Annotated in this window: 21 protein-coding genes; 6 read left to right on the top strand and 15 right to left on the bottom strand. The window is 73.7% G+C overall.

Annotation, left to right across the window (positions count from 1 at the left end):
• Positions 1-80: 80 nt before the first annotated feature.
• A complete protein-coding gene (gene pulA, locus B6R96_RS24920; RefSeq protein ID WP_107475579.1) occupies positions 81-5,429 on the top strand; it encodes a pullulanase-type alpha-1,6-glucosidase in 5,349 nt (1,782 codons plus the stop codon).
• Here pulA and B6R96_RS24925 read toward each other — a convergent pair.
• From B6R96_RS24925 to B6R96_RS24960, 8 genes are all read right to left on the bottom strand, one after another.
• Positions 5,416-5,952, bottom strand: coding sequence for a GNAT family N-acetyltransferase (locus tag B6R96_RS24925; protein WP_030389021.1), 537 nt, complete (start codon positions 5,950-5,952; stop codon positions 5,416-5,418). The genes pulA and B6R96_RS24925 overlap by 14 nt on opposite strands.
• Positions 5,953-5,994: 42 nt before the next feature.
• A complete protein-coding gene (locus B6R96_RS24930; protein ID WP_237291511.1) occupies positions 5,995-6,771 on the bottom strand; it encodes a TetR/AcrR family transcriptional regulator in 777 nt (258 codons plus the stop codon).
• Positions 6,772-6,795: 24 nt separating this feature from the next.
• Complete coding sequence (locus B6R96_RS24935) at positions 6,796-7,842, bottom strand: PDR/VanB family oxidoreductase (protein WP_081523694.1); 1,047 nt, start codon at positions 7,840-7,842, stop codon at positions 6,796-6,798.
• Complete coding sequence (locus tag B6R96_RS24940; RefSeq protein ID WP_030389024.1) at positions 7,839-8,735, bottom strand: metal-dependent hydrolase; 897 nt, start codon at positions 8,733-8,735, stop codon at positions 7,839-7,841. Before B6R96_RS24940 ends, B6R96_RS24935 begins: the two co-directional genes overlap by 4 nt.
• A gap of 143 nt (positions 8,736-8,878) precedes the next feature.
• Positions 8,879-10,303: a hypothetical protein gene (locus tag B6R96_RS24945; RefSeq protein ID WP_081523695.1), complete on the bottom strand. Its 1,425-nt coding sequence runs from the start codon at positions 10,301-10,303 to the stop codon at positions 8,879-8,881.
• A gap of 171 nt (positions 10,304-10,474) precedes the next feature.
• Entirely contained in the window at positions 10,475-12,415 is a 1,941-nt protein-coding gene (locus B6R96_RS24950; protein WP_107475580.1) for a hypothetical protein, read from the bottom strand.
• Between the two features lie 163 nt (positions 12,416-12,578).
• A complete protein-coding gene (locus B6R96_RS24955; RefSeq protein WP_081523697.1) occupies positions 12,579-13,373 on the bottom strand; it encodes a tyrosine-protein phosphatase in 795 nt (264 codons plus the stop codon).
• A 39-nt stretch (positions 13,374-13,412) separates the two neighbouring features.
• Positions 13,413-14,000, bottom strand: a complete 588-nt coding sequence (locus tag B6R96_RS24960) for a rhomboid-like protein (RefSeq protein WP_237291513.1) — start codon at positions 13,998-14,000, stop codon at positions 13,413-13,415.
• Between the two features lie 84 nt (positions 14,001-14,084).
• Here B6R96_RS24960 and B6R96_RS24965 point away from each other — a divergent pair, with 84 nt between their 5' ends.
• The gene (locus B6R96_RS24965; protein WP_237291514.1) at positions 14,085-14,765 is read left to right on the top strand and encodes a hypothetical protein; all 681 of its coding nucleotides are present in this window, start codon (positions 14,085-14,087) and stop codon (positions 14,763-14,765) included.
• Between the two features lie 65 nt (positions 14,766-14,830).
• Entirely contained in the window at positions 14,831-16,279 is a 1,449-nt protein-coding gene (locus tag B6R96_RS24970) for a PepSY-associated TM helix domain-containing protein (protein WP_081523698.1), read from the top strand.
• Positions 16,280-16,433: 154 nt separating this feature from the next.
• On the opposite strand, the gene B6R96_RS24975 is transcribed toward B6R96_RS24970, so the two are convergent.
• The 3 genes from B6R96_RS24975 to glnII all read right to left on the bottom strand — a co-directional run bounded on the left by B6R96_RS24975 (position 16,434) and on the right by glnII (position 18,875).
• On the bottom strand, positions 16,434-17,039 hold the full coding sequence (locus tag B6R96_RS24975; protein WP_081523699.1) for a winged helix-turn-helix domain-containing protein: 606 nt from the start codon (positions 17,037-17,039) through the stop codon (positions 16,434-16,436).
• 348 nt (positions 17,040-17,387) lie between these two features.
• Positions 17,388-17,717 (bottom strand): hypothetical protein, encoded by a 330-nt coding sequence (locus B6R96_RS24980; protein WP_030389037.1) that lies wholly within the window; start codon positions 17,715-17,717, stop codon positions 17,388-17,390.
• A 138-nt stretch (positions 17,718-17,855) separates the two neighbouring features.
• The gene (gene glnII, locus B6R96_RS24985) at positions 17,856-18,875 is read right to left on the bottom strand and encodes a glutamine synthetase (RefSeq protein ID WP_081523700.1); all 1,020 of its coding nucleotides are present in this window, start codon (positions 18,873-18,875) and stop codon (positions 17,856-17,858) included.
• A gap of 310 nt (positions 18,876-19,185) precedes the next feature.
• On the opposite strand from glnII, the gene B6R96_RS24990 reads away from it, so the two are divergent.
• On the top strand, positions 19,186-20,055 hold the full coding sequence (locus B6R96_RS24990) for a Gfo/Idh/MocA family protein (protein WP_237291698.1): 870 nt from the start codon (positions 19,186-19,188) through the stop codon (positions 20,053-20,055).
• Here the strand turns inward: B6R96_RS24990 and B6R96_RS24995 are convergent.
• Positions 20,048-20,605: a hypothetical protein gene (locus B6R96_RS24995; protein WP_234437955.1), complete on the bottom strand. Its 558-nt coding sequence runs from the start codon at positions 20,603-20,605 to the stop codon at positions 20,048-20,050. The genes B6R96_RS24990 and B6R96_RS24995 overlap by 8 nt on opposite strands.
• Positions 20,606-20,676: 71 nt before the next feature.
• On the opposite strand from B6R96_RS24995, the gene B6R96_RS25000 reads away from it, so the two are divergent.
• Positions 20,677-21,048: a hypothetical protein gene (locus tag B6R96_RS25000; protein ID WP_081523702.1), complete on the top strand. Its 372-nt coding sequence runs from the start codon at positions 20,677-20,679 to the stop codon at positions 21,046-21,048.
• Here B6R96_RS25000 and pdxR read toward each other — a convergent pair.
• On the bottom strand, positions 20,937-22,361 hold the full coding sequence (gene pdxR / locus B6R96_RS25005) for a MocR-like pyridoxine biosynthesis transcription factor PdxR (protein WP_081523703.1): 1,425 nt from the start codon (positions 22,359-22,361) through the stop codon (positions 20,937-20,939). The two genes, B6R96_RS25000 and pdxR, sit on opposite strands and share 112 nt — an antisense overlap.
• Entirely contained in the window at positions 22,358-22,927 is a 570-nt protein-coding gene (locus B6R96_RS25010) for a MarR family winged helix-turn-helix transcriptional regulator (RefSeq protein ID WP_081523704.1), read from the bottom strand. Before B6R96_RS25010 ends, pdxR begins: the two co-directional genes overlap by 4 nt.
• Here B6R96_RS25010 and B6R96_RS25015 point away from each other — a divergent pair.
• Entirely contained in the window at positions 22,926-23,816 is an 891-nt protein-coding gene (locus B6R96_RS25015) for an alpha/beta fold hydrolase (RefSeq protein ID WP_081523705.1), read from the top strand. The two genes, B6R96_RS25010 and B6R96_RS25015, sit on opposite strands and share 2 nt — an antisense overlap.
• A 6-nt stretch (positions 23,817-23,822) precedes the next feature.
• On the opposite strand, the gene B6R96_RS25020 is transcribed toward B6R96_RS25015, so the two are convergent.
• The gene (locus B6R96_RS25020; protein WP_030389045.1) at positions 23,823-24,194 is read right to left on the bottom strand and encodes an ArsC/Spx/MgsR family protein; all 372 of its coding nucleotides are present in this window, start codon (positions 24,192-24,194) and stop codon (positions 23,823-23,825) included.
• Positions 24,195-24,218 lie beyond the last annotated feature (24 nt).

Here is a 24,218-nt window from a genome sequence, read left to right on the forward strand (position 1 = left end):
CGACCAGGGCCGCCCGGCACCATCATCCCCGCCGGCCGGGCGGCCCTCATCCATGCGACACGTACACAAGGAGACCCGCCTTGATACGCCCTGCCGCAGGAGTGCTCGCCGCCGCCCTGGCCGTGACGCTGCTGCCCACCCTTCCGGCCGCGGCCGCCCCGAGCGGGCCGCCCGCCCCGCCCCCGGACGCGAAACTGGCCGCCGAACCGGCCCGGCACGACCTGACCCGGGAGCAGTTCTACTTCGTGCTCCCGGACCGGTTCGCGAACGGCGACCCGCGCAACGACCGGGGCGGGCTGACCGGCTCGCGTCTGGAGACCGGCCTGGACCCCACGGACAAGGGCTTCTACCAGGGCGGCGACCTCAAGGGGCTCACCGACCGGCTCGACTACATCAAGGGGCTCGGCACCACGGCCATCTGGCTGGCGCCGATCTTCAAGAACCAGCCGGTGCAGGGCAAGGGGGCCGACGTCTCCGCCGGCTACCACGGCTACTGGATCACCGACTTCACCCAGGTCGACCCGCACTTCGGCACCAACGCGGATCTGGAGCGGCTGATCGACAAGGCGCACGGGAAGGGGATGAAGGTCTTCTTCGACGTCATCACCAACCACACCGCCGATGTCGTGGACTACCGCGAGGCGTCGTACTCGTACCTGTCGAAGGGGGCGTTCCCCTATCTGACGAAGGACGGCGTGCCCTTCGACGATGCCGATTACGCCGACGGGAGGGCGAAGTTCCCGAAGGTGGACGGCGAGTCCTTCCCGAGGACGCCCTTCGTTCCGGACGCGAAGAAGAACGCCAAGGTGCCGGGCTGGCTCAACGACCCGACGATGTACCACAACCGCGGGGACTCCACCTTCGCGGGCGAGTCCTCCGACCAGGGTGACTTCTTCGGCCTCGACGACCTGTGGACCGAGCGTCCCGAGGTCGTCAGCGGGATGGAGAAGATCTACGAGAAGTGGGTCAGGGACTTCCGGATCGACGGCTTCCGGATCGACACGGTCAAGCACGTCAACACCGAGTTCTGGACGCAGTGGGCGACGGCCCTCGACACCTACGCGGCCGAGCGCGGCCGTGACGACTTCTTCATGTTCGGTGAGGTCTACTCCGCCGACACGGCCGTCACCTCCCCGTACGTGACGCGCGGGAGGCTCGACGCCACCCTCGACTTCCCGCTCCAGGACGCGATCCGCGCGTACGCCTCCCAGGGCGCGGGGGCCGACCGGCTGGCCTCCGTACTGCGGGACGACTACCGGTACACCTCCGGGAAGGCCAACGCCTACGAGCAGGTGACCTTCCTCGGCAACCACGACATGGGCCGCTTCGGGACCTTCCTGAAGCAGGACCGGCCGGGGGCGGGGGAGCAGGAGCTGCTGGACCGCTACCGGCTGGCCAACGAGCTGATGTTCTTCTCCCGGGGCAACCCGGTGATCTACTCCGGTGACGAGCAGGGCTTCACGGGTGCCAGCGGCGACAAGGACGCCCGCCAGCCGCTGTTCGCCTCGCAGGTCGCCGACTACCTGGACGACGACCAGCTCGCAACGGTGCGCACACATGCGAGCGATGCCTACGATCCGGGACACCCGCTCTACCGGCAGATCAGTGCTCTCTCGAAGCTGACGAAGGCCCACCCGGCCCTCCGCGACGGCGTCCAGAGCGAACGTTTCTCCGACGGCTCCGTCCACGCTTTCGCCCGCACCGACACCAGGACCCGCACCGAGTACCTGGTCGCCGCCAACAACGACGCCGCATCCCGCACCGTCGAGATCGACGCCCCGGCCGGTGCCCAGTACCGCACCCTCTACGGCGGCACCGCGCTCCTGCGCGCCTCGGCGGCCGGCAAGCTCACGGTCCCCGTCCCCGCCCTCGGCTCGGTCGTCCTCCAGGCCGTCACCCCGGCCGCGAAGCCCACCGCCAAGCCCGCCCTGACCCTGAAGGCCCCCGCCCCCGGCGCCACCGGCACCGTCGAGCTCTCCGCCGACGTCACCGGGGGCGGCCAGAACCGGGTCGTCTTCGCCGCCCAGACCGGCAACGACAAGTGGCAGGTCCTCGGCACCGCCGACCACGCCCCCTACAAGGTCACCCAGCACCTCGACGCCCGGACCCCGGCCGGCACCGCCCTGCGCTACAAGGCCGTCGTCGTCGACTCCGCCGGCCGCACCGCGAGCGCCCTCGCCGCGTCCGCCGCCGGCCAGGCCCCGCCCACCGAGATCCCCACCGCCACCCAGCGCGACTACGCGGTCGTCCACTACAACCGGCCCGACGGCGACTACACGAACTGGCGGCTCTACGCCTGGGGCGACATGGCAGACGGCGAAGCGACCCCCTGGCCCGCCGGCCACGACTTCACCGGCCGCGATGCGTACGGCGCCTTCGCGTACGTGAAACTGCGGCCCGGCGCCTCCTCCGTCGGCTACCTCGTCATCGACAAGGACGGCAACAAGGACGTCGCCGCCGACCGCACCATCGACGTGACGAAGACCGGCGAGATCTGGCTGGAGCAGGGCAAGGAGGCGGCCCGCACCGACCGCCCCGCCCACCCGCCGCAGGACCAGAACAAGGCCGTCCTCCACTACCAGCGCCCGGACGGCGCCTACGACGGCTGGGGCCTGCACGTCTGGACCGGAGCCGCGAACCCCACCGACTGGTCCAAGCCCGTGCTCCCCACCCGCACCGACTCCTACGGCGCGGTCTACGAGGTCCCCCTCGCGCCCGGCGCCACCAGCCTCAGCTACATCCTCCACAAGGGCGACGAGAAGGACCTCCCCACCGACCAGTCCCTGGACCTGAAGGCCACCGGCCACGAGGTGTGGATGCTCGGCGGCCAGGAGAAGTACCTCCTGCCGCAGCCCGCCGGATCCGCAGCCGCCCTGGACCTCACCAAGTCCCAGGCCGTCTGGATCGACCGCGACACCCTCGCCTGGAACGCCCCCGCCGCGGCCGCCTCCGTACAGCTCCTCGTCTCGCGCGACGGCGCCGTCAAGGCCGAGAACGGCACCCTGACCGGCCGCGCCCAGTGGCTGCGCCTCGACAGGGCCGAGCTCACCGCCGCCCAGAAGCAGAAGTTCCCGCACCTGGCCGCATACGCCGCCTACACCGTCGACCCGCGCGACCGCGACCGGGTCCGCGAGGCCCTGCGCGGCCAGCTCGTCGCGAGCGCCCGCGCCGCGAACGGCGCGGTCCTGGCCGCCACCGGCGTACAGCTCGCCGGAGTCCTCGACGACCTGTACGCGACGACCGCCTCCCTCGGACCCGTCTTCAAGGACGGCTGCCCCACCCTCTCCGTCTGGGCCCCCACCGCCCAGCAGGTCTCCCTCGAACTCGACGGCCGTACCGTCGCCATGCGCCGCGACGACGCCACCGGCGTCTGGTCGGTGCGCGGTGAGCGCTCCTGGACCGGCAAGCCCTACCGCTACGACGTCACCGTTTGGGCCCCGAGCACCCGCCAGGTCGTCCGCAACCTCGTCACCGACCCCTACTCCACCGCCCTGACCGCGGACTCCGTCCACAGCCTGGTCGTCGACCTGGCCGACCCGAAGCTCGCCCCGCCCGGCTGGAAGGCCCTGCGCAAGCCCGCGCCGGTCCCCTTCACCTCCGCGCAGATCCAGGAGCTGCACGTCCGCGACTTCTCCGTCGCGGACCGCACCAGCACCCACCCCGGCCAGTACCTGGCCTTCACCGACACCGGCTCGGCGGGCATGCGGCACCTGCGCGACCTGGCCGCCGCCGGGACCTCGTACGTCCACCTGCTCCCGGCCTTCGACATCGGCACCATCCCGGAGAAGGCCGCCGACCGCACCGAGCCCGCCTGCGACCTCAAGGTGTACGCCCCCGACTCGCAGGAGCAGCAGGCGTGCGTGGCCGCCGCGGCCGCGAAGGACGCGTACAACTGGGGCTACGACCCGCTGCACTACACCGTCCCGGAGGGCAGCTACGCGAGCGACCCGAACGGAACGGCCCGCACCGTCGAGTTCCGCAGGATGGTCCAGTCCCTGAACGGGTCCGGGCTGCGCACCGTCATGGACGTCGTCTACAACCACACCGTCGCCGCAGGCCAGTCGGACAAGTCGGTCCTGGACCGCATCGTCCCCGGCTACTACCAGCGGCTGCTGGCCGACGGCAGCGTCGCCACCTCCACCTGCTGCGCCAACACCGCGCCCGAGAACGCCATGATGGGACGCCTGGTCGTCGACTCGATCGTCACCTGGGCGAAGGAGTACAAGGTCGACGGTTTCCGCTTCGACCTGATGGGCCACCACCCGAAGGCCAACATCCTGGCCGTCCGCAGCGCCCTCGACGCGCTGACCGTCGCCAAGGACGGCGTCGACGGCAAGAAGATCGTGCTCTACGGGGAGGGCTGGAACTTCGGTGAGATCGCCGACGACGCCCGCTTCGTACAGGCCACGCAGAAGAACATGGCCGGTACCGGCATCGCCACCTTCTCCGACCGGGCCCGCGACGCCGTCCGCGGCGGCGGCCCCTTCGACGAGGACCCGCGCGTGCAGGGCTTCGCCTCGGGCCTGTTCACCAGCCCGAACGCCTCGCCCGCCAACGGCACCCCCGAGCAGCAGAAGGCCCGACTCCTGCACGCCCAGGACCTGATCAAGGTCGGGCTGTCCGGGAACCTCGCCCAGTACGCCTTCACCGACACCACCGGCCGCCGCATCAAGGGCTCCGAGCTGGACTACAACGGCGCCCCGGCCGGCTACGCGGCCGCCCCCGGCGACGCCCTCGCCTACGCCGACGCCCACGACAACGAGAGCCTCGCCGACGCCCTGACCTTCAAGCTCCCGACCGGCACCGCCCCCCGCGACCAGGCCCGCATGCAGGTCCTGGCCATGGCCACGGCCGCCCTCTCCCAGGGCCCGGCCCTCTCCCAGGCGGGCACCGACCTGCTCCGCTCCAAGTCCCTGGACCGCAACTCCTACGACAGCGGCGACTGGTTCAACGCCATCCAGTGGGACTGCCGGAACGGCAACGGCTTCGGCCGCGGCCTGCCCCCGGCCGCCGACAACGCCCCGAAGTGGCCCTACGCGAAGCCGCTGCTGACGGGACCGGCGCCCACCTGCACCGACATCAACGCCACCTCGGCCGCCTACCGCGACCTGCTGAAGATCCGCACCACCGAGCCCGACTTCGCCCTCACCACGGCCGAGGCGGTCCAGTCCCGGCTGGCCTTCCCCCTGTCGGGCAAGGACGAGACCCCGGGCGTCATCACCATGACCCTGGGCGACCTGGTGGTCGTCTTCAACGCGGCCCCCACCGCCCTGGCCCAGCGCGTCCCCGGCCTCGCCGGCGCCGCCTACCGGCTGCACCCCGTCCAGGCCGCGGGCTCCGACGCCACCGTCAAGCAGTCCGCGTACGACGCGAAGACAGGAGAGTTCACCGTCCCCGCCCGCACCGTCTCGGTCTTCACACGGCGCTGAGCCGGTCCAGCCGCTTCTCCAGCAGGATCACCCCGTAGGTCCTGCCGTCCTTCCCCTGCTTGTTGGGGAGCTCCCCGACCACCCGGTAGCCCGCACCCCGGTAGTACGCGAGCAGCCGGGGGTTGGTGGAGACGCAGTCCAGCCGCGCCCGTTCCCGACCGGTCCGGGCGGTCCGCCGCTCGGCGTGTTCGAGCAGGCGCCGCCCGGCCCCGGCGGGGGCCACCTCGCGCGCCACCATCAGCCGGTGCACGTAGCCCGCGACGGGCGGCTGGACCCCCCAGGCGTCCTCGTCGGACCACCACAACTCGTAGGCACCGCACACGCGCCCGTCGGCATCACCGGCGAGCCACACCTCGCCCTCGCGCATCTTCGACCGGAAGTGCTCGGCGTCCTTGTCGCCGGGCTTCCACTGATCGATCCCGTGCTTGCGCATCCACCGGGCGGCCTGGTCGTACAGCTGCACCAGTGTGCCGGCGTCCTTCTCCACGGCCGGCCGGAACAGGATCTCGTCGTCAATGATCACGCGGGCATTATCGATGATCATGGGCGGCCGACACACCCCTGATCAACGCGGCTGAGGCACCCCGGCCGGAGCCCCGCCCGGCGCTTCGCCCGATGCCCCACCCGATGTCCCACCAGAGGCCTCGCCCGGCACCAGCCCCACCAGCCGCCCGACCAGCTCCCCGAAGGGCCCGTCGGCGGGCTCGTCGGCCAGGATCCGTACGAGGATCCCCGCCATCTCCACGTCGTACGCGGCGCTCACCGCGGCCAGCGCCGCGAAGTCGTGCACCAGCTGCAACTCCAGCTCGCCCCGCGGGATCCGGCGCCCGTCCAGCCAGATCAGCGCGGTGGACTCGGCCAGCGACACCCAGGACCGCACCACGAGTTCCAGGCGGGCGGGAACGTGCTCCAGCCCGAGGCCCAGGTGCGTGAGGATCTGCTCGTACGCCGCCTGCCGGACTTCGCCGATCATCGCGTTCGTCCGGCTGCTGCCGACGGCCGGACCGCCGCGCATCAGCGCCGAGAAGCCCGGCCCGTGGTCGTCGACGAAATCGAAGAACCGCCCCATCACCCGCAGCAGCCGCGCCCCGAGCGGCCCTTCCCGCGGCTCCACGAACCGCAGCGCCAGCTCGTCGGCGGCCCGCCGCAGCGCTGCCTCGTACAGGCTCAGCTTGCCCGGAAAGTAGTGGTAGACGAGCGGCCGGGATATCCCCGCGGCCGCCGCGATCTCGTCGATCGACACATCGTCGGGCGAGCGGTGGCTGAACAGCTCCAGGGCCACCCCGATCAGCTGTTGCCGCCGCTCCTCGACACCCATTCTGCGTCGCACCCCGGTTGTCATGCGGAACACCCTACTGGGGCGCGTTCACAGGTCCAGGACGAGGCGGTCCCCCTCCGCGCGCGAGACGCACAGCAGCATCGAGTCCTCGCGCTCCTGGTCGGTGAGCAGCTCGTCACGGTGGTCCACCCCGCCCGCCAGGACCCGGTGTTGGCAGGTCCCGCAGAAACCCTGCTCGCAGGAGTACGGGGTGTCCGGCAGCTCCCGGCGCACCGCGGTCAGCGCGCTCTCGTCCGCCGCCACCTCGACGACCCGCCCCGAGCGGCGCAGTTCGACCGTGAAGGCCCGGCCCGGGCCGGGCTCCGCCGCCGGGGCGAACCGCTCCAGGCGGACCGCCGCCGGATCCGCGGCGGCCGCGGTGACGGCCGCCATCAGCGGCTCCGGGCCGCAGCAGTAGACCGGCGTACCCGGGCCGGCCGCGGCCACCGGCGCCAGGTCGGGCAGGCCCGTCTCGTCCTCGGGGAGGACCGACACCCGGTCGCCGTAGGGTGCGAGATCGTCCAGGAAGGGCATCGAGTCGAGGGTGCGGCCCCCGTAGAGGAGGGTCCAGTCGGCGCCGGCCGCCGTGGCGGCCCGCAGCATCGGCAGGATCGGCGTGATGCCGATGCCGCCCGCGACGAAGACGTACGAGGCCGCCGGGACCAGCTCGAAGCGGTTGCGCGGCGGGCGCAGCTCCAGCTCCGCCCCTTCGACCAGCTGCGCGTGCGCCTCGCGGGAGCCGCCCCGGCCGTCCTCGACCAGCCGGATCGCGATGGTGTACCGGCCGGCGTCCGCCGGGTCGCCGCACAGTGAGTACTGGCGGACCAGGCCCGAGGGCAGGGTCACGTCCACGTGCGCGCCCGGGGTCCACGCCGGGAGGTCCGGTGACTCGAGGATCAGTTGCAGCACGCCCTGCGCCGGCTCCGTACGGGAGACGATCAGTGCGCGCAGGGCACGGCGCGGGGAGTGGCCCGAGACCGGGTGCTCCAGGGCCGGCAGCGGCCAGAGCGGGGACCGTCCTATGCGGCGGCGCAGGGCGCGCCGGGTCACCCAGGCCGCACCGGCGACGGCGGTGACCGCGAGGGCGCGCCTCATGCCCGCACCCCGCCGCCCGCGCCGGGGGAGGTGGCGAGGTAGGCCACCGCCTGGGCCGTCGAGCCCTCCTGCGAGGGGTGGTAGGTGCGGGAGAGGTACTTCGGGATGGATTTCAGCATCGCGCCGGTCGACGGGAGCACCCCCTGCTGTCCGGCCAGGAAGAACTGCCCGAAGGAGGCCCTGCCGTCCACCAGGTGGGGGTCGTTCTCCATGAAGAAGCGGACGCCTCGCTGCCAGAGGAAGACCAGCGCCGAGAAGGCGGTCGCCCAGGTCCGGGCCCGGCGCCGGTAGTTGCCGTCCACGTGCATGAAGAGGTCGAAGGCCACCGAGCGGTGCTCGACCTCCTCGGCGCCGTGCCAGCGCAGCAGGTCCAGCATGGTGGGGTCGGCGCCGCGCCGGTCGAGGGCGTCGGCGTTGAGCACCCAGTCGCCGAGGAAGGCCGTGTAGTGCTCGATCGCGGCGATCATCGCGACCCGTTCCATCAGCCACCAGTGGCGGGCCCGGCCGGGCGGCAGGGTCCGGTCGCCGAGCAGCTTCTCGAACAGCCAGTCCACCTGTGCGGTGTAGGGGGTGGGGTCCAGTCCGAGCCGCTTGAGGTGGGGGAGTACGTCGTCGTGCGCGGTGGCGTGCATGGCCTCCTGGCCGATGAAGCCGACCACGTCCTCCCGCAGCCGCTCGTCCTCGATGTACGGGAGCACCTGCTTGTAGACGTGCACGAACCAGCGCTCTCCGGCGGGGAGCAGCAGGTGGAGCACATTGATCATGTGTCCGGCGAAGGGGTCGCCGGGCAGCCAGTGCAGCGGGGTGTCCTCCCAGCCGAAGGACACGTTCCGGGGCCTCAGGTCCACGTGTTCCGACGCCACGGGGGCGGGCGCGAGCGGCGTATTAGACATGGCGTCAATGTACTGACGGGTAAGGGGGAGGAGAAGACCCCTGCGCCGACTTCTCGACATGCTCGACGTGCTCGGCATGCTCGACATGCCACTGCCCGGACGCGTCCGCGTCCGGGCAGTGGGTGGAGGGGGTGTCGCGCGGGCTATCGGCCGACGTGGCCGGTCGAGAGCGCCCACTCGCGGTTGAGGGTGCCGAGCGGGATCCGCCGCTCGAAGAGGGGCGTGCCGAACAGCGACAGCTGGAGCTGGAGGTTCCCGCTGAGGTCGAAGCCGCCGTAGAGCGCCCAGGCGCCGCTCACCGAGGCCTTGCCGTCACTGGAGGCGGCCGCCTTGAGGTCGGCCTCGCCGCGCAGGTACGGGGCGAAGTCCGCGGTGACGCCGACGGCCCCGTAGAGGCCGACGGAGGCCTCGGCGCCGAGTGCGCCCTTGACCTTGCCGGCAGCGGTGACGCTGGCCCGGACCGGCGTGCTCTGCACGTTCGAGGAGCTCACCGGGGTCCAGCCCTTGCCCAGGGCGTAGCTGCCGCCGACCTTGAAGTCGCCCTTGACGTCCTGCTGGACCTCCAGCGTCACGCTGCCGTCGGCCTCCACCTGGATGTAGCAGGTCAGGTCGAGGTTGACGACGACCGGGACCGGGCCCACCTGGATGACCGGGGAGCTGTGCAGCTTGGCGAAGGGGATCCGCTTGGGTGCTCCGGTGCTCGCGGCGGCGCGGCCCTGGAGCTTCCACTGCGAGGACCAGTCGCCGCTCATGCCGAGGAAGGCGCCGCGCGGACCGGGGGTGCCGCCCGTGCCGCCGTCGTACGCGAACTCGACCTGCGGGGCGAGCTGGACGAACCCGGACACCGAGGCGCCGGCCGAGGCGGGAGCGCCCGGGGCGGTGTCGACGGCGGCGTTCACGTCGAGCCGCAGGTTGCCGAGGGGCAGCTTGGCGCCCTCGGGGCCGAAGGTCAGGCCCGGGCCCTTGGCCCAGGAGAAGGTGACGCCCTTCATCAGGGGCTCGACGGTGACCGCCGACGGGTCGACGGGGACCTTGCCGTCGGCCTTGTCGTCACCCAGGACGGCGGCGAGCGTGGTGGATGCGGTCTTGACCTCGGTGCCCTTGTCGGTCTTGCCGACCACCTCGGTGACCTTGGCGAGCAGCCCGGCCGGGGCGCCGGGGGCCGGCGCGCTGGCGATGACGTCGCCCACCGCGACGGGCTTGTCGGCCTCGGGCGCCGTGCCCGGAGCCTTGCTCGGCCCCTTTCCGGGGGTGGGCGAACTGCCGGCCTCCTGCGGGGCCTTGGCGATCACGGCCCGGCCGCTGGCCTTGTCGTAGGAGGCGACCTTCAGGGTGGACTTCTCGGTCCGGCCCTTGCCGTCGGCGCGCGCCACGGCCGCCGGAGTGGGCGTCCCCTGCGGCGCCGCGGCCACGTCGAGCTGCTGCGAGGCGCCGTCGGCGGACGGGTTGAGGGTGACGGGCGCGGCCGGGTCGGCGGCGCCGGCGTGGGGGGTCGAGGAACAGCCGGTGGCGGTGAGGGCGAGGGCGGTCAGGCCGGGTATGAGGAGTCGTCGGGCGAGCGTGCGCACGTGGGGTGACCTTCGGTGGGGGAGGGGCGTTGAGAGTTACCGCGTGGTAACCGGAACCCGATCATGCCATGTGTCCACTGCGACCGTCATGTCCGGATCCCGCCAACTCACCGATGAAATACGTAGGTTGAATCTTCATCAGTCTGCCCCGCGGCGCACGCCGCCCCGCTCCTACCGCAGCACGCCCGCCTTCGTTCCGTCCGTCAGCTTGCCCGACAGGTCCACCTGTGCGCCCGCCTGCGCCTTCACCGCCAGCCGGTTGCCGTTCGCCGAGCCGCTGACCCCGCCGCCCGACACCGACAGCGAGGCGAACTGCGCACTGCCCGCCGCCAGTACGTACCACTGGCCGGCCCGCGACTTCCACAGCACGCCCGCCAGCACCCGCGGCTCACGCGGTCCGCACGCCGCGGACCCCTCCGACCGGGCCGCCTGCGCCGCCATCGGGGCGCCCGGGGCCAGGAACTGCGCCTGCACCCGGTCCGCCGCGCCCTGCCAGGTCTCGGCCCGCGTGCAGAGCCAGGCCGCCGTCCCGTCGCCCTCCGGCAGCGGCTGCTTCGCGTACGTCCAGGCGTTGACCGTACGGACCCCGTGCGAGCGGACCGCGGGCAGCAGGCAGGCGATCCGCGACCAGTCACCGAGCTCCGCGGCCTCCGTCACATCGCGCTCCGCACCCGGCGCGCCCGACGTCAGCCGGGCCGGGGTCAGTTCACCGAGGTCGGTGATCAGCCGGGTCGCCCCGTCGCCCGTCAGGGCCAGCGCGTTCCAGCCCGTACAGTTCCCCGCCGGAGCCGGACTCGCCACCGGCGGGGTGATCCCGTCCGGGGTCGGCTTCAGCACCACCGCCGGGACGGCCGGCTTGAGCAGGTCCCGCAGGGCGGCGCCGGTGACCCAGGGCGCGGTGAGATAGCGGACGTTGCCGTCGACCCGGCTGAGCACCAGCGCGGTCGCGGTGTCCGCCGAGGCGCCGTCGGTGCGCGCGAAGTCGAGGGCGGCGCCCGCGGTCCCGGTCCGCGGTTCGGCGTAGCGCACCACGCGCAGGCCGTCGTACATCAGGACCACCACGGCTTGGTCCACGGCGCCCGCGAACAGCAGCTGCGCCGGTCCCATCGGCGGCCCGGCGGGCGTCCCCGGAGTCGCCGAGGTGACCACCGACGGGCCGGGCCGGGCCCACACGGCCAGCGCCCGGCGCAGCAGCTCCGTGTCGGCGGCGCGGTCGCCGCGGGCGGGCCAGGTGGAGAAGTCCGTACGGGAGGACGTGCGCCACAGCGTGGGCGCGGCCCGGACCAGCTTCCCGGGATCCAGGGCCTGCTCGGCCGCGGCGTTGCGCGCGTACAGCGGGGCGGCGGCCCCGTCGGAGCCCCAGCCCCCGCCCGGCAGCGCGAGCAGCGCCCCGCAGATCGCGAGGGCGGCCCCGGCGGCCAGCGCGGCCCGCACCAGGCGGCGGCGCCGCAGCAGGTCGGTGGGCCGGGCCTGGAGCACGCACGGGTCGAACTCGGGGGAGGTGAACAGGGCGTCGTTCGCCGGGTCCCCGGACTCCGCGACCGCGGCGGCCGGATCCGGGACCCCGGCCTCGTCGAGCACCCGGAGCACCTCCGGTTCGGGCAGCCGCTCCAGGGCCCGCAGCACACAGGCGGCCCGCCCGGGCCCGTCGAGGGTGGCCAGCCACTGGTCGAGGGCGAGCTCCTCGGCGCCGCCCGAGCGCGGGAACAGCCGCAGCCCCCACACCTGGGGGAGCACCGGCGGGAGCTGCGCCCGCCGCGGCAGCGCCCGGAAGGTCAGCGGGATCCCCGCCTCCAGGGCCGCGCGCAGCACGCGCAGCCGGACGTAGGCGTAACCGGAGTCGTCCGCGCCGCCCCGCTGCCCCGGAACCCCGCCCTGCACGGCTGCCGCCGCCGCCCCCGCGTCCCGCCGTCCGCGCGGCAGGGCCCGCTGCACCAGCGAGTGGGCGGTGAGCACCCGCCGGTTGCGGCCGAGCGCGGGCGGCAGCACCAGATAGGCGAGCCGCACCAGCCGGGGGTAGTGCTCGACGATGGCCGCCTCGGCCTGCTCGACGTCCGGCGGCACGGGAGACACGGGAGGAATGGGGCGGGTGGCGGTATCCGGCGCAGTCACATTCAGCAGAACGAGCGAATCGTCGGATGGTCACCGGTCCCCGGTCCCCGGTCCCTTCCGGTCCACGGCCCCTCCCGGTCGCCGGCCCCACGGCCCCACGGCCCCGCGGCCCCACGGCCCCGCGGCCCCCGGCCCCGGTCGCCGGGACGGACCCGGCGCGGGGTCAGGCCACCAGACGGGCGCGCAGCGCCTCGACCGTCTCGTCGCCGACGCCGAGCCCCTCGCGCACGTACTTCTCCATCGAGCCGTACCGCGTCTCGACCTCGTCCAGCGCCGCCCGCAGATAGGAGGGGAAGACACCGATCAGCGCGAGCGCGATGTCCGGGTCGCCGCCGGCCGCCGTGAAGCCCTCGATCATCGGGGCGAAGGCCTGCTTGACCGCCGGATTGACGGACAGGTACTCGGCCATCAGCGTGTCGTCGTCCGCGCCCAGCAGCGCCAGGATGACGGTCGCGCCCCAGCCGGTACGGTCCTTGCCGGCCGTGCAGTGGAAGAGCAGCGGGCCCGCGTCGGCGTCCGCCGCCTCGGTGAGCAGCATCCGGTACGCGGCCTGCGCCGAGGCGGTGTTCACGAAGGACCGGTAGGTGTCGGCGAAGAGGGCCTGCGCCCGGCCGCCGCCCAGGTGCTCCTCGGCCACCGCCGGGTCGGACAGCAGGTCCTTGAGCTGCACCGCGGCGGGCATCCTCGCGGTGTTCAGCTTGTCGGCGAGGACGTCGCCGACCAGGAGCCGGGCCCCGGCGGGTATCCGGTCGGGGTGGTCGGCGCGCTCGGCGTCGGTCCGGAAGTCGATGACGGTACGCAGGCCGAGCGCGGCCACCACCGGGTCGGCGTCGAGGTCGAGCCGGTCCAGCTGGCCCGAACGCAGGACCAGGCCGGGGCGGACGGTGCGGCCGCCGGGGAGCGGGGTGCCGCCGAGGTCGCGGAGGTTGGCGACGGTGGTGGACGGGGTGGCGGTCATCGTGGCGGCTCCAGCGAGGTCATGCGGTGATGATTCGGTTCATGCAATTTTCGGATGTTTCGTCCCGGAAAGACAATCGAGGGCGAGTGAGACCCCGACTCCCATCCCGAGCGCGGCCAGGTGTCCGGCGTCCGTGAAGGTCCGCCCGTGCCGGACCAGCGGCGCCGCCGCCAGGGCCAGCAGCCCCACCCGGGCGGCCGTGCGGACCGGCCCGCGCGGCAGGGCCGAGGTGAGGGCGCCGAGCACGGCGTTGAACCCGTAGCTCGTCCCCACGTCCAGCGCGCGCCGGACCCCCGGATCGGCCGTCCTGCGCAGGGCCCCGTAGACGATGAGGGTCGCCGTGGCGTGCCCGAACAGGAACACCCCGGCCGCCCACCAGGCCCCGTACGCGTATTCGGCGTAGCCGAGCACCGCGACCAGCAGCAGGGCGTAGGGCAGGGGCATCGGCTCCTCGACGACGAGAGCGCTGCTCAGCAGCGTCTCCCAGCGCCCGGCGGCGAGATTGTCGACGTTCGTCGAGCAGTCCCGGAGCAGCCGCTCCCGCTCGGCCGGTCCGGAGCGCTCCAGCGCGTACGCCCCGAGCTGGACCCCGCCCGCGTACACCGCTCCCCACGGAATTGCGTTCATCCACTCATGATCGGATAAGCCTCTGGCGGAAACCAAGGGGCCCCGTGCGAACATGTCCCGGCCATGTTCGAATCATTCGCGCCGATGCGCGCCACGAGAGCCGCGATATTCGCGGCGATGTGCGTTGCCCTGGGCGCGATCGGGCATGCGTACATGTCCGGCACGGACATACCCCTCTTCGGCCTTCTGGGTGCTTTCGGGGTGACCGCCGGGCTCGCCTGGCTCGCCGCCGGGCGGCGCCGGGGCCCCGTGGGCATCACCGGCGCGGTGCTCGGCGTCCAGGGCGTGCTGCACCTCGTCTTCTCGGGCACCGGGGCGGCCGCCCATCACCACGCCGCCCCCGCCCCGATGGGCGGGCACCACCACATGCCGGCCGCGGACGCCGGCGCCATGGCCGCCGAAGCCCCCGGCATGGCGGACATGGCCGGCGCGGCCGGGCACGGCGGCGCGGGAATGATCGCCGCACACGTACTCGCCGGGCTGCTCTGCGCCGCCTGGCTCGCGCGCGGCGAGGCCGCCTTCTTCCGGCTGGCCCGCGTCCTGGCCACCGCCGCGCTGCACGCGGCCCGGCCGCTCGCCCGCGCGCTCGCCCTGGTCCGGACCCGGGCGGCCGCCGTACCGGCACCGCCGGTCCACCCCACCCCGTACGAACGCCCGCGCCGCCTGCGCGGAGCCGTGCACGCCCACGCCGTGGTGCGCCGAGGACCTCCCGGACGCCTCCCGCTCCTGCGCGCCACGGCCCCCGGCCGGCCCGTCCACGCCTGATCCCGGCGCGGCGGCGAGACCCGGGGCCCAGTCCCCATGTCTTTTCGCCAACACCTAGGATCCCCATGTCTCTTGACGAGGTCCAAGACGTCCCCACGCAGGACGCCGAACCGGCCGGGAACGCCACCAGCCGCGGCAGCAAGTGGGCCGCCGCACGGCCGCTGCTCCTGCGCCTGCACTTCTACGCCGGCCTGCTCATCGCCCCGCTGCTCTTCCTCGCCGCCGCCACCGGGCTGCTGTACGCCGCCTCCTGGCAGGCCGAGGCGATCATCTACTCCGACGAGCTGACCGTCGCCCGCGTCGGCGACAGCGTCCAGCCGCTCAGCGCCCAGGTCGAGGCGGCCAAGGGCGCGGCCCCCGCGGGCGAGGTCGTGTCCGTGTGGCCCGCCCCCGACACCGAGGCCACCACCCGGGTGATCATGGAGGCGCCGGGCCTCCCCGAGGGCGAGACCCTCACCGTCTTCGTCGACCCGTATACGGCCGAGGTGCGCGGACAGCTCGCCACCGTCAGCGATGCGCTGCCGCTGCGGGCCTGGCTGAGCGAGTTCCACTCCAGCCTCCAGCTCGGCGAGTTCGGCCGGAACTACAGCGAGCTCGCCGCCAGCTGGATGTGGGTGGTCGCGCTCGGCGGACTCGCCCTGTGGCTCGGCCGGCGCCGCAAGCGCAGGTCGCAGCTGATCCTCCCGGACCGGGGGGCCACCGGCCGCCGCCGCACCCTCTCCTGGCACGGAACCGTCGGCCTGTGGGCCGTCGCCGGACTCGTCGTGCTCTCCGCCACCGGTCTGACTTGGTCGAAGTACGCCGGCGAGAACATCGGGCAGCTCCAGGACGGCCTCGGCGGGGCCACCCCCTCCGTCTCCGCGAACCTGACCGCCAGCGCGGACTCCGGCTCCGACGAGCACGCCGGGCACACCATGCCCGACGGCACGCCGATGGCCCCGCCGCCCGCACCCACCACCGACCTCGGCATCGACCGTGCGGTGGAGGCCGCCCGCGCCGCCGGGGTCACCGAGGCACTCCGCGTGACCCTGCCCGCCAAGGGCAAGGGGTACGTCGTCAAGGAGCAGGACAAGCTGGTGCCGGTGCACCTGGACGCGGTCTCCGTCGACCCCGCGGACGCCCGGGTCATGGACGAACTGCGCTTCGCGGACTACCCGCTGCTCGCCAAGATGACCCGCTTCGGCATCGACCTGCACATGGGAACGACCTTCGGGCTCGTCAACCAGCTCGCGCTGGCCGCGCTCGCCCTCGCCGTGATGTTCCTGGTCTTCTGGGGCTACCGGATGTGGTGGCTGCGCCGGCCGACCAAGGACCGCCGGCTGTCCGTCGGCCGTGCGCAGCCGCGCGGCGCCTGGCGCAGGCTCCCGGTGACCGTGCTGCTGCCGCTGGCCGCGGTGACCGCCGTCATCGGCTGGTTCATCCCGCTGCTCGGGATCAGCCTGGTCGTCTTCCTCGCGGTCGACGTCCTGCTGGGCTTCGTCGCAGGCCGCCGCCGCACGGCCGGGGCGGCGTAGCCGGTAGCCGCCGACCGTCACGCACGCGTGGGCCCGTACTCCCCGGGGGAGTACGGGCCCACCGTCGTATCGGGTCGACCGGCCGCACCGGCCGCACCGGCCGCACCGGCCGCACCGGCCGCACCGGCCGCCGGCCGACGCCGCAATCGGGTGCTCAGGGGGCGTACTTGTAACCGACCCGGCGCACCGTCTGGATGGCGGAGCGGTGCGACGCGCCCAGCTTGCGGCGCAGGCGGGCGATGTGGACGTCCACGGTCCGGCCGTCGCCGACGTGGCCGTAGCCCCAGACCGTGGTGACCAGCTGGTCCCGGCTGTGCACCCGGTGCGGGTGCTGCACGAGGTGCGCCAGCAGCTCGAACTCCAGGTACGTCAGGTCGAGGACCCGGCCGTCGACCTCGGCGGTGCGCTGCGCCGAGTCGATGCGGACCAGGCCGTCACCCGACCGGGCCGGGGCCGCGGCCCGGTCCGCGAGCCGGGCGGCGGGAGCCGCCTGGACGGCGGCGGCCACGGCCTGCGGGGCGAAGGCGACCGGCGGCTGCTGGTCGGCCGGTACGAGCACCAGGTAGCCGATCATCGGCGGCTGGCCCGGCAGCGTCGGGAGGGTGTGCTGGGGTGCGGGGAGCCAGGTGGCTCCCGGCGGCAGGAGGTCCGCGACGCGGGCCACTTCGTCTCGGTCAACGGAACGGAGCCGGTGGCGCGGACTGGGCGGATAGGTCGGGGAGGCGGTCGCAGCGGAGGAGAGGGAGCGGGTGTTCGCCATGAGTGGTCAGCTCTTTCACGCGAGTGGTCGGCAGGGAGACGTGCGTACGTCGTCGATGTCGATGCCGCGCAGACCGAAGGCCTCGGGGAAGGTCAGGTGGGTGGTCCCGGAGGCTTTAGAGGGCCGGCGCGTTCTTCGCGCGGCAACACTCCCGGTCGTAATCGTGATCCTGACGGGACGGCCAGAAAGGCTCGAGGTCGCTGCGACCTGACGAGGTGTGCGAGTGGCTGGCCATGGCCCCATTCAAGCAGATGTCGGCTCTCCGGGGCATGCCGCGTCTCACTCTGTGGATCGAAATCTCACATTCCGAGCCCACCCCCCTGTCAATCCGGGACAAAACGCAACTCCTCAGGAGAGGTGCAGCCGCTGCCAACCCGGGCCGGCGTCCCAGCCCTTCTCCTGGCGGGCCCACCGCGCCATGACCTCCACCACCTCGGCCGCCGTGGGCAGATACGCCTGGAAGTGGCGCTCCGCGGATCCGTCCCGGTGCTCCAACTGGTAGTCGTCGCCCTCGTCGTGCCAGACCTGTATGTAGATGTCCGGCTCCTCGGTGAGCCGCTCGACGATGACGAAGCGGTCCCCGACCGCGCCGATGCGCCCCACGAGTTCGGACAGCACGCCGAGCGCGGGGCGTTCGTAGGAATCGCCGCGCTCCGTCTCGATCTTGATCGCCAACATGGCCACACCGTGCCACACGCCACTGACAACGCCCGCCGGACCATGAGGTCCGGCGGGCGTTGTCAGTGGCCATCGGCGACCGGGTGCGCTCCGGCGGTGCCGGGCGGGCCGGGTGGTGCGGGTGGTGCAGGCGTGGTCCTAGACCAGGCCCTCCTTCTCCAGGCCCGTGCAGCAGGTGTCCGTGATGAGGCGGGTCACCACGTACGGGTCCACGTTCGCGTTCGGACGGCGGTCCTCGATGTAGCCCTTGCCGTCCTTCTCCACCTGCCACGGGATGCGGACGGAGGCGCCGCGGTCCGAGACGCCGTAGCTGAACTCGTTCCAGGGCGCGGTCTCGTGCAGGCCCGTCAGGCGCTCGTCGATGCCGGCGCCGTAGTTCTTCACGTGGTCGAGCGGCTTGCTGCCCTCGCCCAGCGCCTCGCACGCGGTGATGATCGCGCGGTAGTCCTCGCGCATCGCCTTCGTCGAGAAGTTGGTGTGCGCGCCCGCGCCGTTCCAGTCGCCCTTGACCGGCTTCGGGTTCAGCGTCGCGGAGACGTTGAAGTCCTCGGCGGTGCGGTAGAGCAGCCAGCGCGCGATCCACAGCTGGTCGGAGACCTCCAGCGGGCCGACGGGGCCGACCTGGAACTCCCACTGGCCGGGCATGACCTCGGCGTTGATGCCGGAGATGCTCAGGCCCGCCGCGAGGCAGTGGTCCAGGTGCTTCTCCACGATCTCGCGGCCGAAGATCTCGTCCGAGCCGACACCGCAGTAGTAGCCGCCCTGCGCCGCCGGGAAGCCGCCCACCGGGAAGCCGAGCGGACGGATGCCGTCGAAGAAGGTGTACTCCTGCTCGATGCCGAAGATCGGCTCCTGGCCCGCGAACTTCTCGGCGACCGGGCGCAGCAGCGCGCGCGTGTTCGACTCGTGCAGGGTCATGTCGATGTTCAGGACCTCGCACATGACGAGGACGTTGTCCCCGCCGCGGATCGGGTCCGGGCAGGAGAACACCGGGTTGAGCACGCGGTCGGAGGCGTGGCCCTCGGCCTGGTTGGTGCTCGATCCGTCGAAGCCCCAGATCGGCAGCGCGTCGCCGTCCCCGAGGATCTTGGTCTTGGAGCGAAGCTTCGCCGTCGGCTCGGTGCCGTCGATCCAGATGTACTCAGCCTTGTAGCTCACGGGGCCCCATCCTCAGACTCTGCGGGTGCTGCTGGTCGCTGCTTCATCGCTGCGGTGATGACCGCAGCGTGCCCGCCCGCGATTTCTCTTCCGTTGCCCGTGTGTGAACCCCGTGTTACCGAGGTTTGCACCGCAGGTCGGGCGGGTTGTGCGGGTTGGTGGCGGCGCGCCCGTCCGGGTGGGGCAGACTGGCCGCGTGAGCATTTCGTCTGATTTGAACTCCGCCGAGGGCCCCGTCGGCAGCACCGCCGGCCGGGCCGCCGAACGCGCCGCCGATCAGGCCCCCGCAGGCCGCCGCCCCCGGGTCGGGCTGCTGGGCACCGGCCCCTGGGCGCACCGCACCCACGCCCCCGCCCTCGCCGCGCACCCCGACTCCGACTTCGCCGGCGTGTGGGGCCGCCGGCCCGAGGCCGCCGCCGAGCTCGCGCACGAGTACGGCGTGAAGGTGTACGAAGACCCCGACGAGCTCTTCGCCGAGTGCGACGTCGTGGCCTTCGCCCTGCCGCCCGACGTCCAGGCCCCGATGGCCGTCCGGGCCGCCGCCGCCGGATGCCACCTGCTCCTCGACAAACCCGTCGCCACCACCGTGGAGGACGCCCGCGCGCTCGCCGAAGCCGTCGCGCTCCACCGGGTCGCCTCCGTCGTCTTCCTCACCCTGCGCTTCGCCGAGCCCACCGCCGGCTGGGTCGAGGAACAGGCCGCGCGCTCCGGCTGGTTCACGGCCGCGGCCCACTGGCTCGGCGCCGTCTTCCCGCCCGACGGCACGCCCAGCGCCTACGCCGACTCGCCCTGGCGCAAGGCCAAGGGCGGGCTGTGGGACGTCGGCCCGCACGCCCTCTCCGTGCTGATCCCGGTCCTCGGCGAGGTCACCGAGGTCAGCGCCACCCGAGGCCCCTCCGACGTCGTCCAACTGGCCCTGCGGCACGCCTCCGGCGCGGCCAGCACCGCGGTCCTCAGCCTGGGCGCGCCGCGCGCGGCCGCCGGGGTGGGGCTGGAACTGCGCGGTACCGAGGGCGTGCACGAACTGCCCGGCTGGAGCGACGTACCGGGCGCCTACGGGCGCGCCCTGGACGCGCTGCTCACCGCCGCCCGGACGGGGGTGCCGGATCCGCGCGGGGTGGAGTTCGGGACCCGGCTGACGGAGATCCTGGCGGAGGCGGAGGCGCAGCTCGCTACTTGATCACGGCGTTCGCGACGATGATGGCAAGGCCGATGGTGGCGTCGGCCATGCCGATCAGCAGGGCCGAGCCGAGCCGGTGGCCCACGCGGAGCGCGACGAGCGACCCCCACGCGAACAGCAGGGCGGTGTTCAGGCCCAGCCCGACGGCGGTCACCCCGTACGAGCCCCAGTCGAAGAGCCCGGCGCCGAGCAGGAGCAGGACGGTGGGGAGGGTGGCCACGATCAGCGGCCACTCGTTCCACAGTGCGAGGGCGAGCATCCGCCACCGGTGCCAGGCGGACTCCTTCCGGTGGTCCGCCATGTGGTGCGCGTACCCGTGCGCGAGCCCGGCGGTGGCGCCCGTCACGAAGACCCAGCTCGCGTCGTAGAACGGGGTGAAGGCCTGGCCCTCCTGGCCGAGCGCGGCCAGCAGCGCGCTGGCCAGCACGGTCCCGTACACCCCGCCGAACATCCAGTCGGCCCCCCGCCGCCCGGGACGGGAGCCCGTCCCGGCGGGAGGGGCGGTCCGGTCCTGCCGGGGGCTCGGCTGCGGTTGCTGCTGCTCGTTCACGGGGGTCCTTTGTTGTGATTCGTCCGCTTTGGCGCTTCGGCCACCCTACGGGGGTGGGGGGTGGGGACGAGATGAAGAGACGGGACGGGGGCGGGGTGCGGGGCGGCTCCGGACCCGCTCTGTGGGGCCGGCTCACCGGTGACGCCGGGCCCGGCCCGGACGACGAGGACCGCATCCGGCTGGACGGGTGGGAGATGAAGCCCGACGTGCAGGCCGCCGTCCGCGCCGCGTGGGACCGCGTCGACGCCGAGACGATCGCCTCCGGCGCGGACACCGGCTGGTTCCGCGACGAGGTCGGCCGGCTCTACGGCTGGGACGTGCCCGGAGTCGACTACGGGGTCGCGGCCGAGACCACCGTCCCGTGGCCCGCCGACGTCCGGCCCACCACCTGCACCAGTGCCGCCACCGCCCGGGTGAACGCCGCCTCCGGGGGCGCCGCGTAGCCGACCACCAGGCCCTCGCGGGACGGGCCCCGGGCGGCCGGGTGGTGGTAGGACGAGAGGCCGTCCAGGGCCAGGCCCGCGGCGTGGGCCGCCGTCAGGGCCCGGGCCTCCTGGCCCGCGGGGAGCTCCAGAACGGCGTGCAGCCCGGCCGAGATGCCGGTCACCCGGACCCCCGGGGCGCGCGCCTCCAGCGCGGCGGCCAACTGGTCGCGGCGGTCCCGGTAGCGCAGCCGCATCCGGCGGACGTGGCGGTCGTACCCCCCGCACTCGATGAAGTCGGCCAGTGCCAGCTGGTCCAGCGCGCTCGCCCAGGACTCCCGCAGGCCCTTCGCGGCCAGCACCTGGTCACGGAGGTGGTCCGGGAGGACCAGCCAGCCCAGGCGGAGCGCGGGGGAGAGGCTCTTGCTCAGCGAGCCCGCGTACACGACGTGTTCGGGAGCCAGTCCTTGCAGCGCGCCGACGGGTTTGCGGTCGTAGCGGAACTCCCCGTCGTAGTCGTCCTCCACGATCACGCCCCCGGCCGTGCGGGCCCATTCCACCGCGGCGGCGCGCCGCGCGGGCAGCAGACGGGCGCCGGTCGGGAACTGGTGCGCCGGAGTGAGCAGCAACGTACGGGCCCGGGCGGGGAGTTCCGTCGTCCGGGCGCCGTCCTCGTCGACCGCGACGGGGTGCGGGCGGACTCCGGCGGCCCGGAGGATGCCGTGGTGGAAGGGCAGCCCGTACGCCTCGACGGCCCAGTCGCGGGGCCGGACGGAGGCCAGGAGGCGCAGTCCGTTGGCGAAGCCCGAGCAGACCACGATGTTCTCGGGGGCGCAGCGCACCCCCCGGGCCCGGGAGAGGTAGCCGGCGAGGGCCCGCCGCAGTTCGGGGCGGCCCTGCGGATCACCGGGGCCGAATGCCTCGGTGGGCGCCTCCGCGAGGGCCCGGCGGGCGCTTACCGCCCAGGGGCCCCGGGGGAAGGACGCGGGGTCGGGTTTGCCCTGGAGCAGGTCGTGGCGCAGCCGCATCGGCGCGGGTCCGGCCGCGGCGGCCGGTGCGTCGGCGGTCGCGACCCCCTCGGCGACCCGGGTGCCGGAACCCTGGCGGGCCGTGAACCAGCCCTCGGCGACCAGTTCGGCGTACGCGTCGGCGACGGCGTTGCGGGCCAGCCCGAGGTCCGCGGCCAGGGTCCGGTACGGCGGCAGCCGGGTCCCGCCGGCCAGTCGCCCGCTGCGTACGGCATCGCGCAGGGCCTGGGCGAGGGCGGTCCGCCGGGCGCCCCCGGCGGGGAGCTCCAGGTGCAGGTCGGAGCCGCCCGGGTCGGGGGCGGTCATGGGCGCGGCTCCGTGGCGAAGACGGTGTGGGTGGCCGTCAGGAAACGGCGTACGGTCTCCCGTTCGGCGGGGTCGAAGGAGTCGAGCACCTGGAGCACCCCGTCGATCAGGGGCCCGAAGAAGTCCCGGCCCAGGCGGATCGCCGCCGGCTCCACGCGCAGCAGGATCCGGCGCCGGTCGTGTTCGTCGCGCACCCGTGCCACGTGGCCGAGCCGTTCCAGGCGGTCGATCACGGCGGTGGTGCCCGCCGAGTTGAGGCCGAGCCGGGTGCCGAGCAGGCCCGCGGTGGCCGCCTCGTCCGCCCGGGCCGCGTCCAGCAGGCAGATCAGGGCGCGCACGTCGGTGGGGTGCATGCCGTTGCGGGCGGCGAAGTCGGCCTGGCGCAGGCCGAACTCGACGGTCACCGCCCTCAGCAGGTGCACCAGCCGGAGGTTGTCCGGCTCCCGGTCCACCGCGTCGTTCTCCTCGCCGTCCACATCGACTCCCGTCCGATCCCCGCCTAGAATCTCTCGCTGAGCGAGATTATCGCCCAGCGAGAGATTGGACGAGGCATTGGAGCGGGACATGCCCCGAACGTCATCCACGTCATCCACGTCATCCACGTTTTCCCCGTCCTCCTTCCGTGCCGCCTACGACGAGGTCCTCGGCCGGTGGCCCGGCCCCGTCGAGTCCGTCGACCTGCCCACCCCCTACGGGGTCACCCGCGTCAACAGCTGCGGCCCCGCCGACGCCCCGCCGCTGGTGCTGCTGCCCGGCGGCGGAGCCACCTCCACCGTGTGGGGGGCCTGCGCCGCCGCCGGGGCCGCCCGCACCCACCGGGTGCACGCCGTGGACCTGATCGGCGACCCCGGGCTCAGCGTTCCGGCCCCCGGGCGGGCCCTCCGCACCGTCGGGGACCTGGTCGGCTGGCTCGACGCGGTCCTCGACGCGCTCCCAGGCGGGCCCGGCCCGCACGGGCCCGTGACCCTCGGCGGGCACTCGTACGGGGCCTGGATCGCCGCCCACTATGCCGCCCGGCGCCCCGACCGGCTCGGGCGCCTGGTGCTGCTCGACCCGACCCAGGTCTTCACCGGGCTGCGCCCCGGCTACGTCCTGCGCGCACTGCCCGTGCTGGTGCGGCCCACCCCCGGGCGGATCCGCTCCTTCCTCACCTGGGAGACCCGCGGGGCCGCGCTCGAACCGGCCTGGCTGCGGTTGCAGGAGGAGACCGCCCGATTCCCGGGCGTGCGGCCGGTCACCGGGCCGCGCCCGGACCCGACCGCGCTCGCGGCGGCGCGGGTCGACGTCCTCTTCGCCGAGCTGGCCCGCTGCCACGACTGCGGCCGCGCCGCCCGCGCGGCGTCCGCGGCGCTGCCGGGCGCGCACATCGGCGTACTGCCCGGGGTCGGACACCACGCGCTGCCGCTGACGGCCGCGGCAGAGATCGCCCGGCGCCTCTGCCGGCCCCTCCGCTAGCCCTGGTCAGCCCTTGCGGGACAGGGCCTCGCGGACGGCCTCCTCGGAGCGGGCGACCACGGCCGTGCCGTCCTCGGCCGTGATGATCGGGCGCTGGATGAGCTTCGGGTGGGCGGCCAGGTGGGCGATCCAGCGCCCGCGCGCCTCGTCGTTCTCCTCGCGCGGCAGGTCCCGTACGCCCGTCTCCTTCGCCAGGGGGTCCGAGGTGCGCGTGATGTCCCACGGCTCCAGCCCGAGGCGGCCGAGCACCTCGCGGATCTCCTCCTCGGAGGGCACGTCCTCCAGATAGCGGCGCACCGTGTAGTCGGCGCCCTCCGCGTCCAGCAGGGTCAGGGCGCTGCGGCACTTGGAACAGGCGGGATTGATCCAGATCTCCATGGCGCGAACCCTACCCAGAGCCCG

This window comes from Streptomyces sp. Sge12 (assembly GCF_002080455.1).
Lineage (GTDB): Bacteria > Actinomycetota > Actinomycetes > Streptomycetales > Streptomycetaceae > Streptomyces.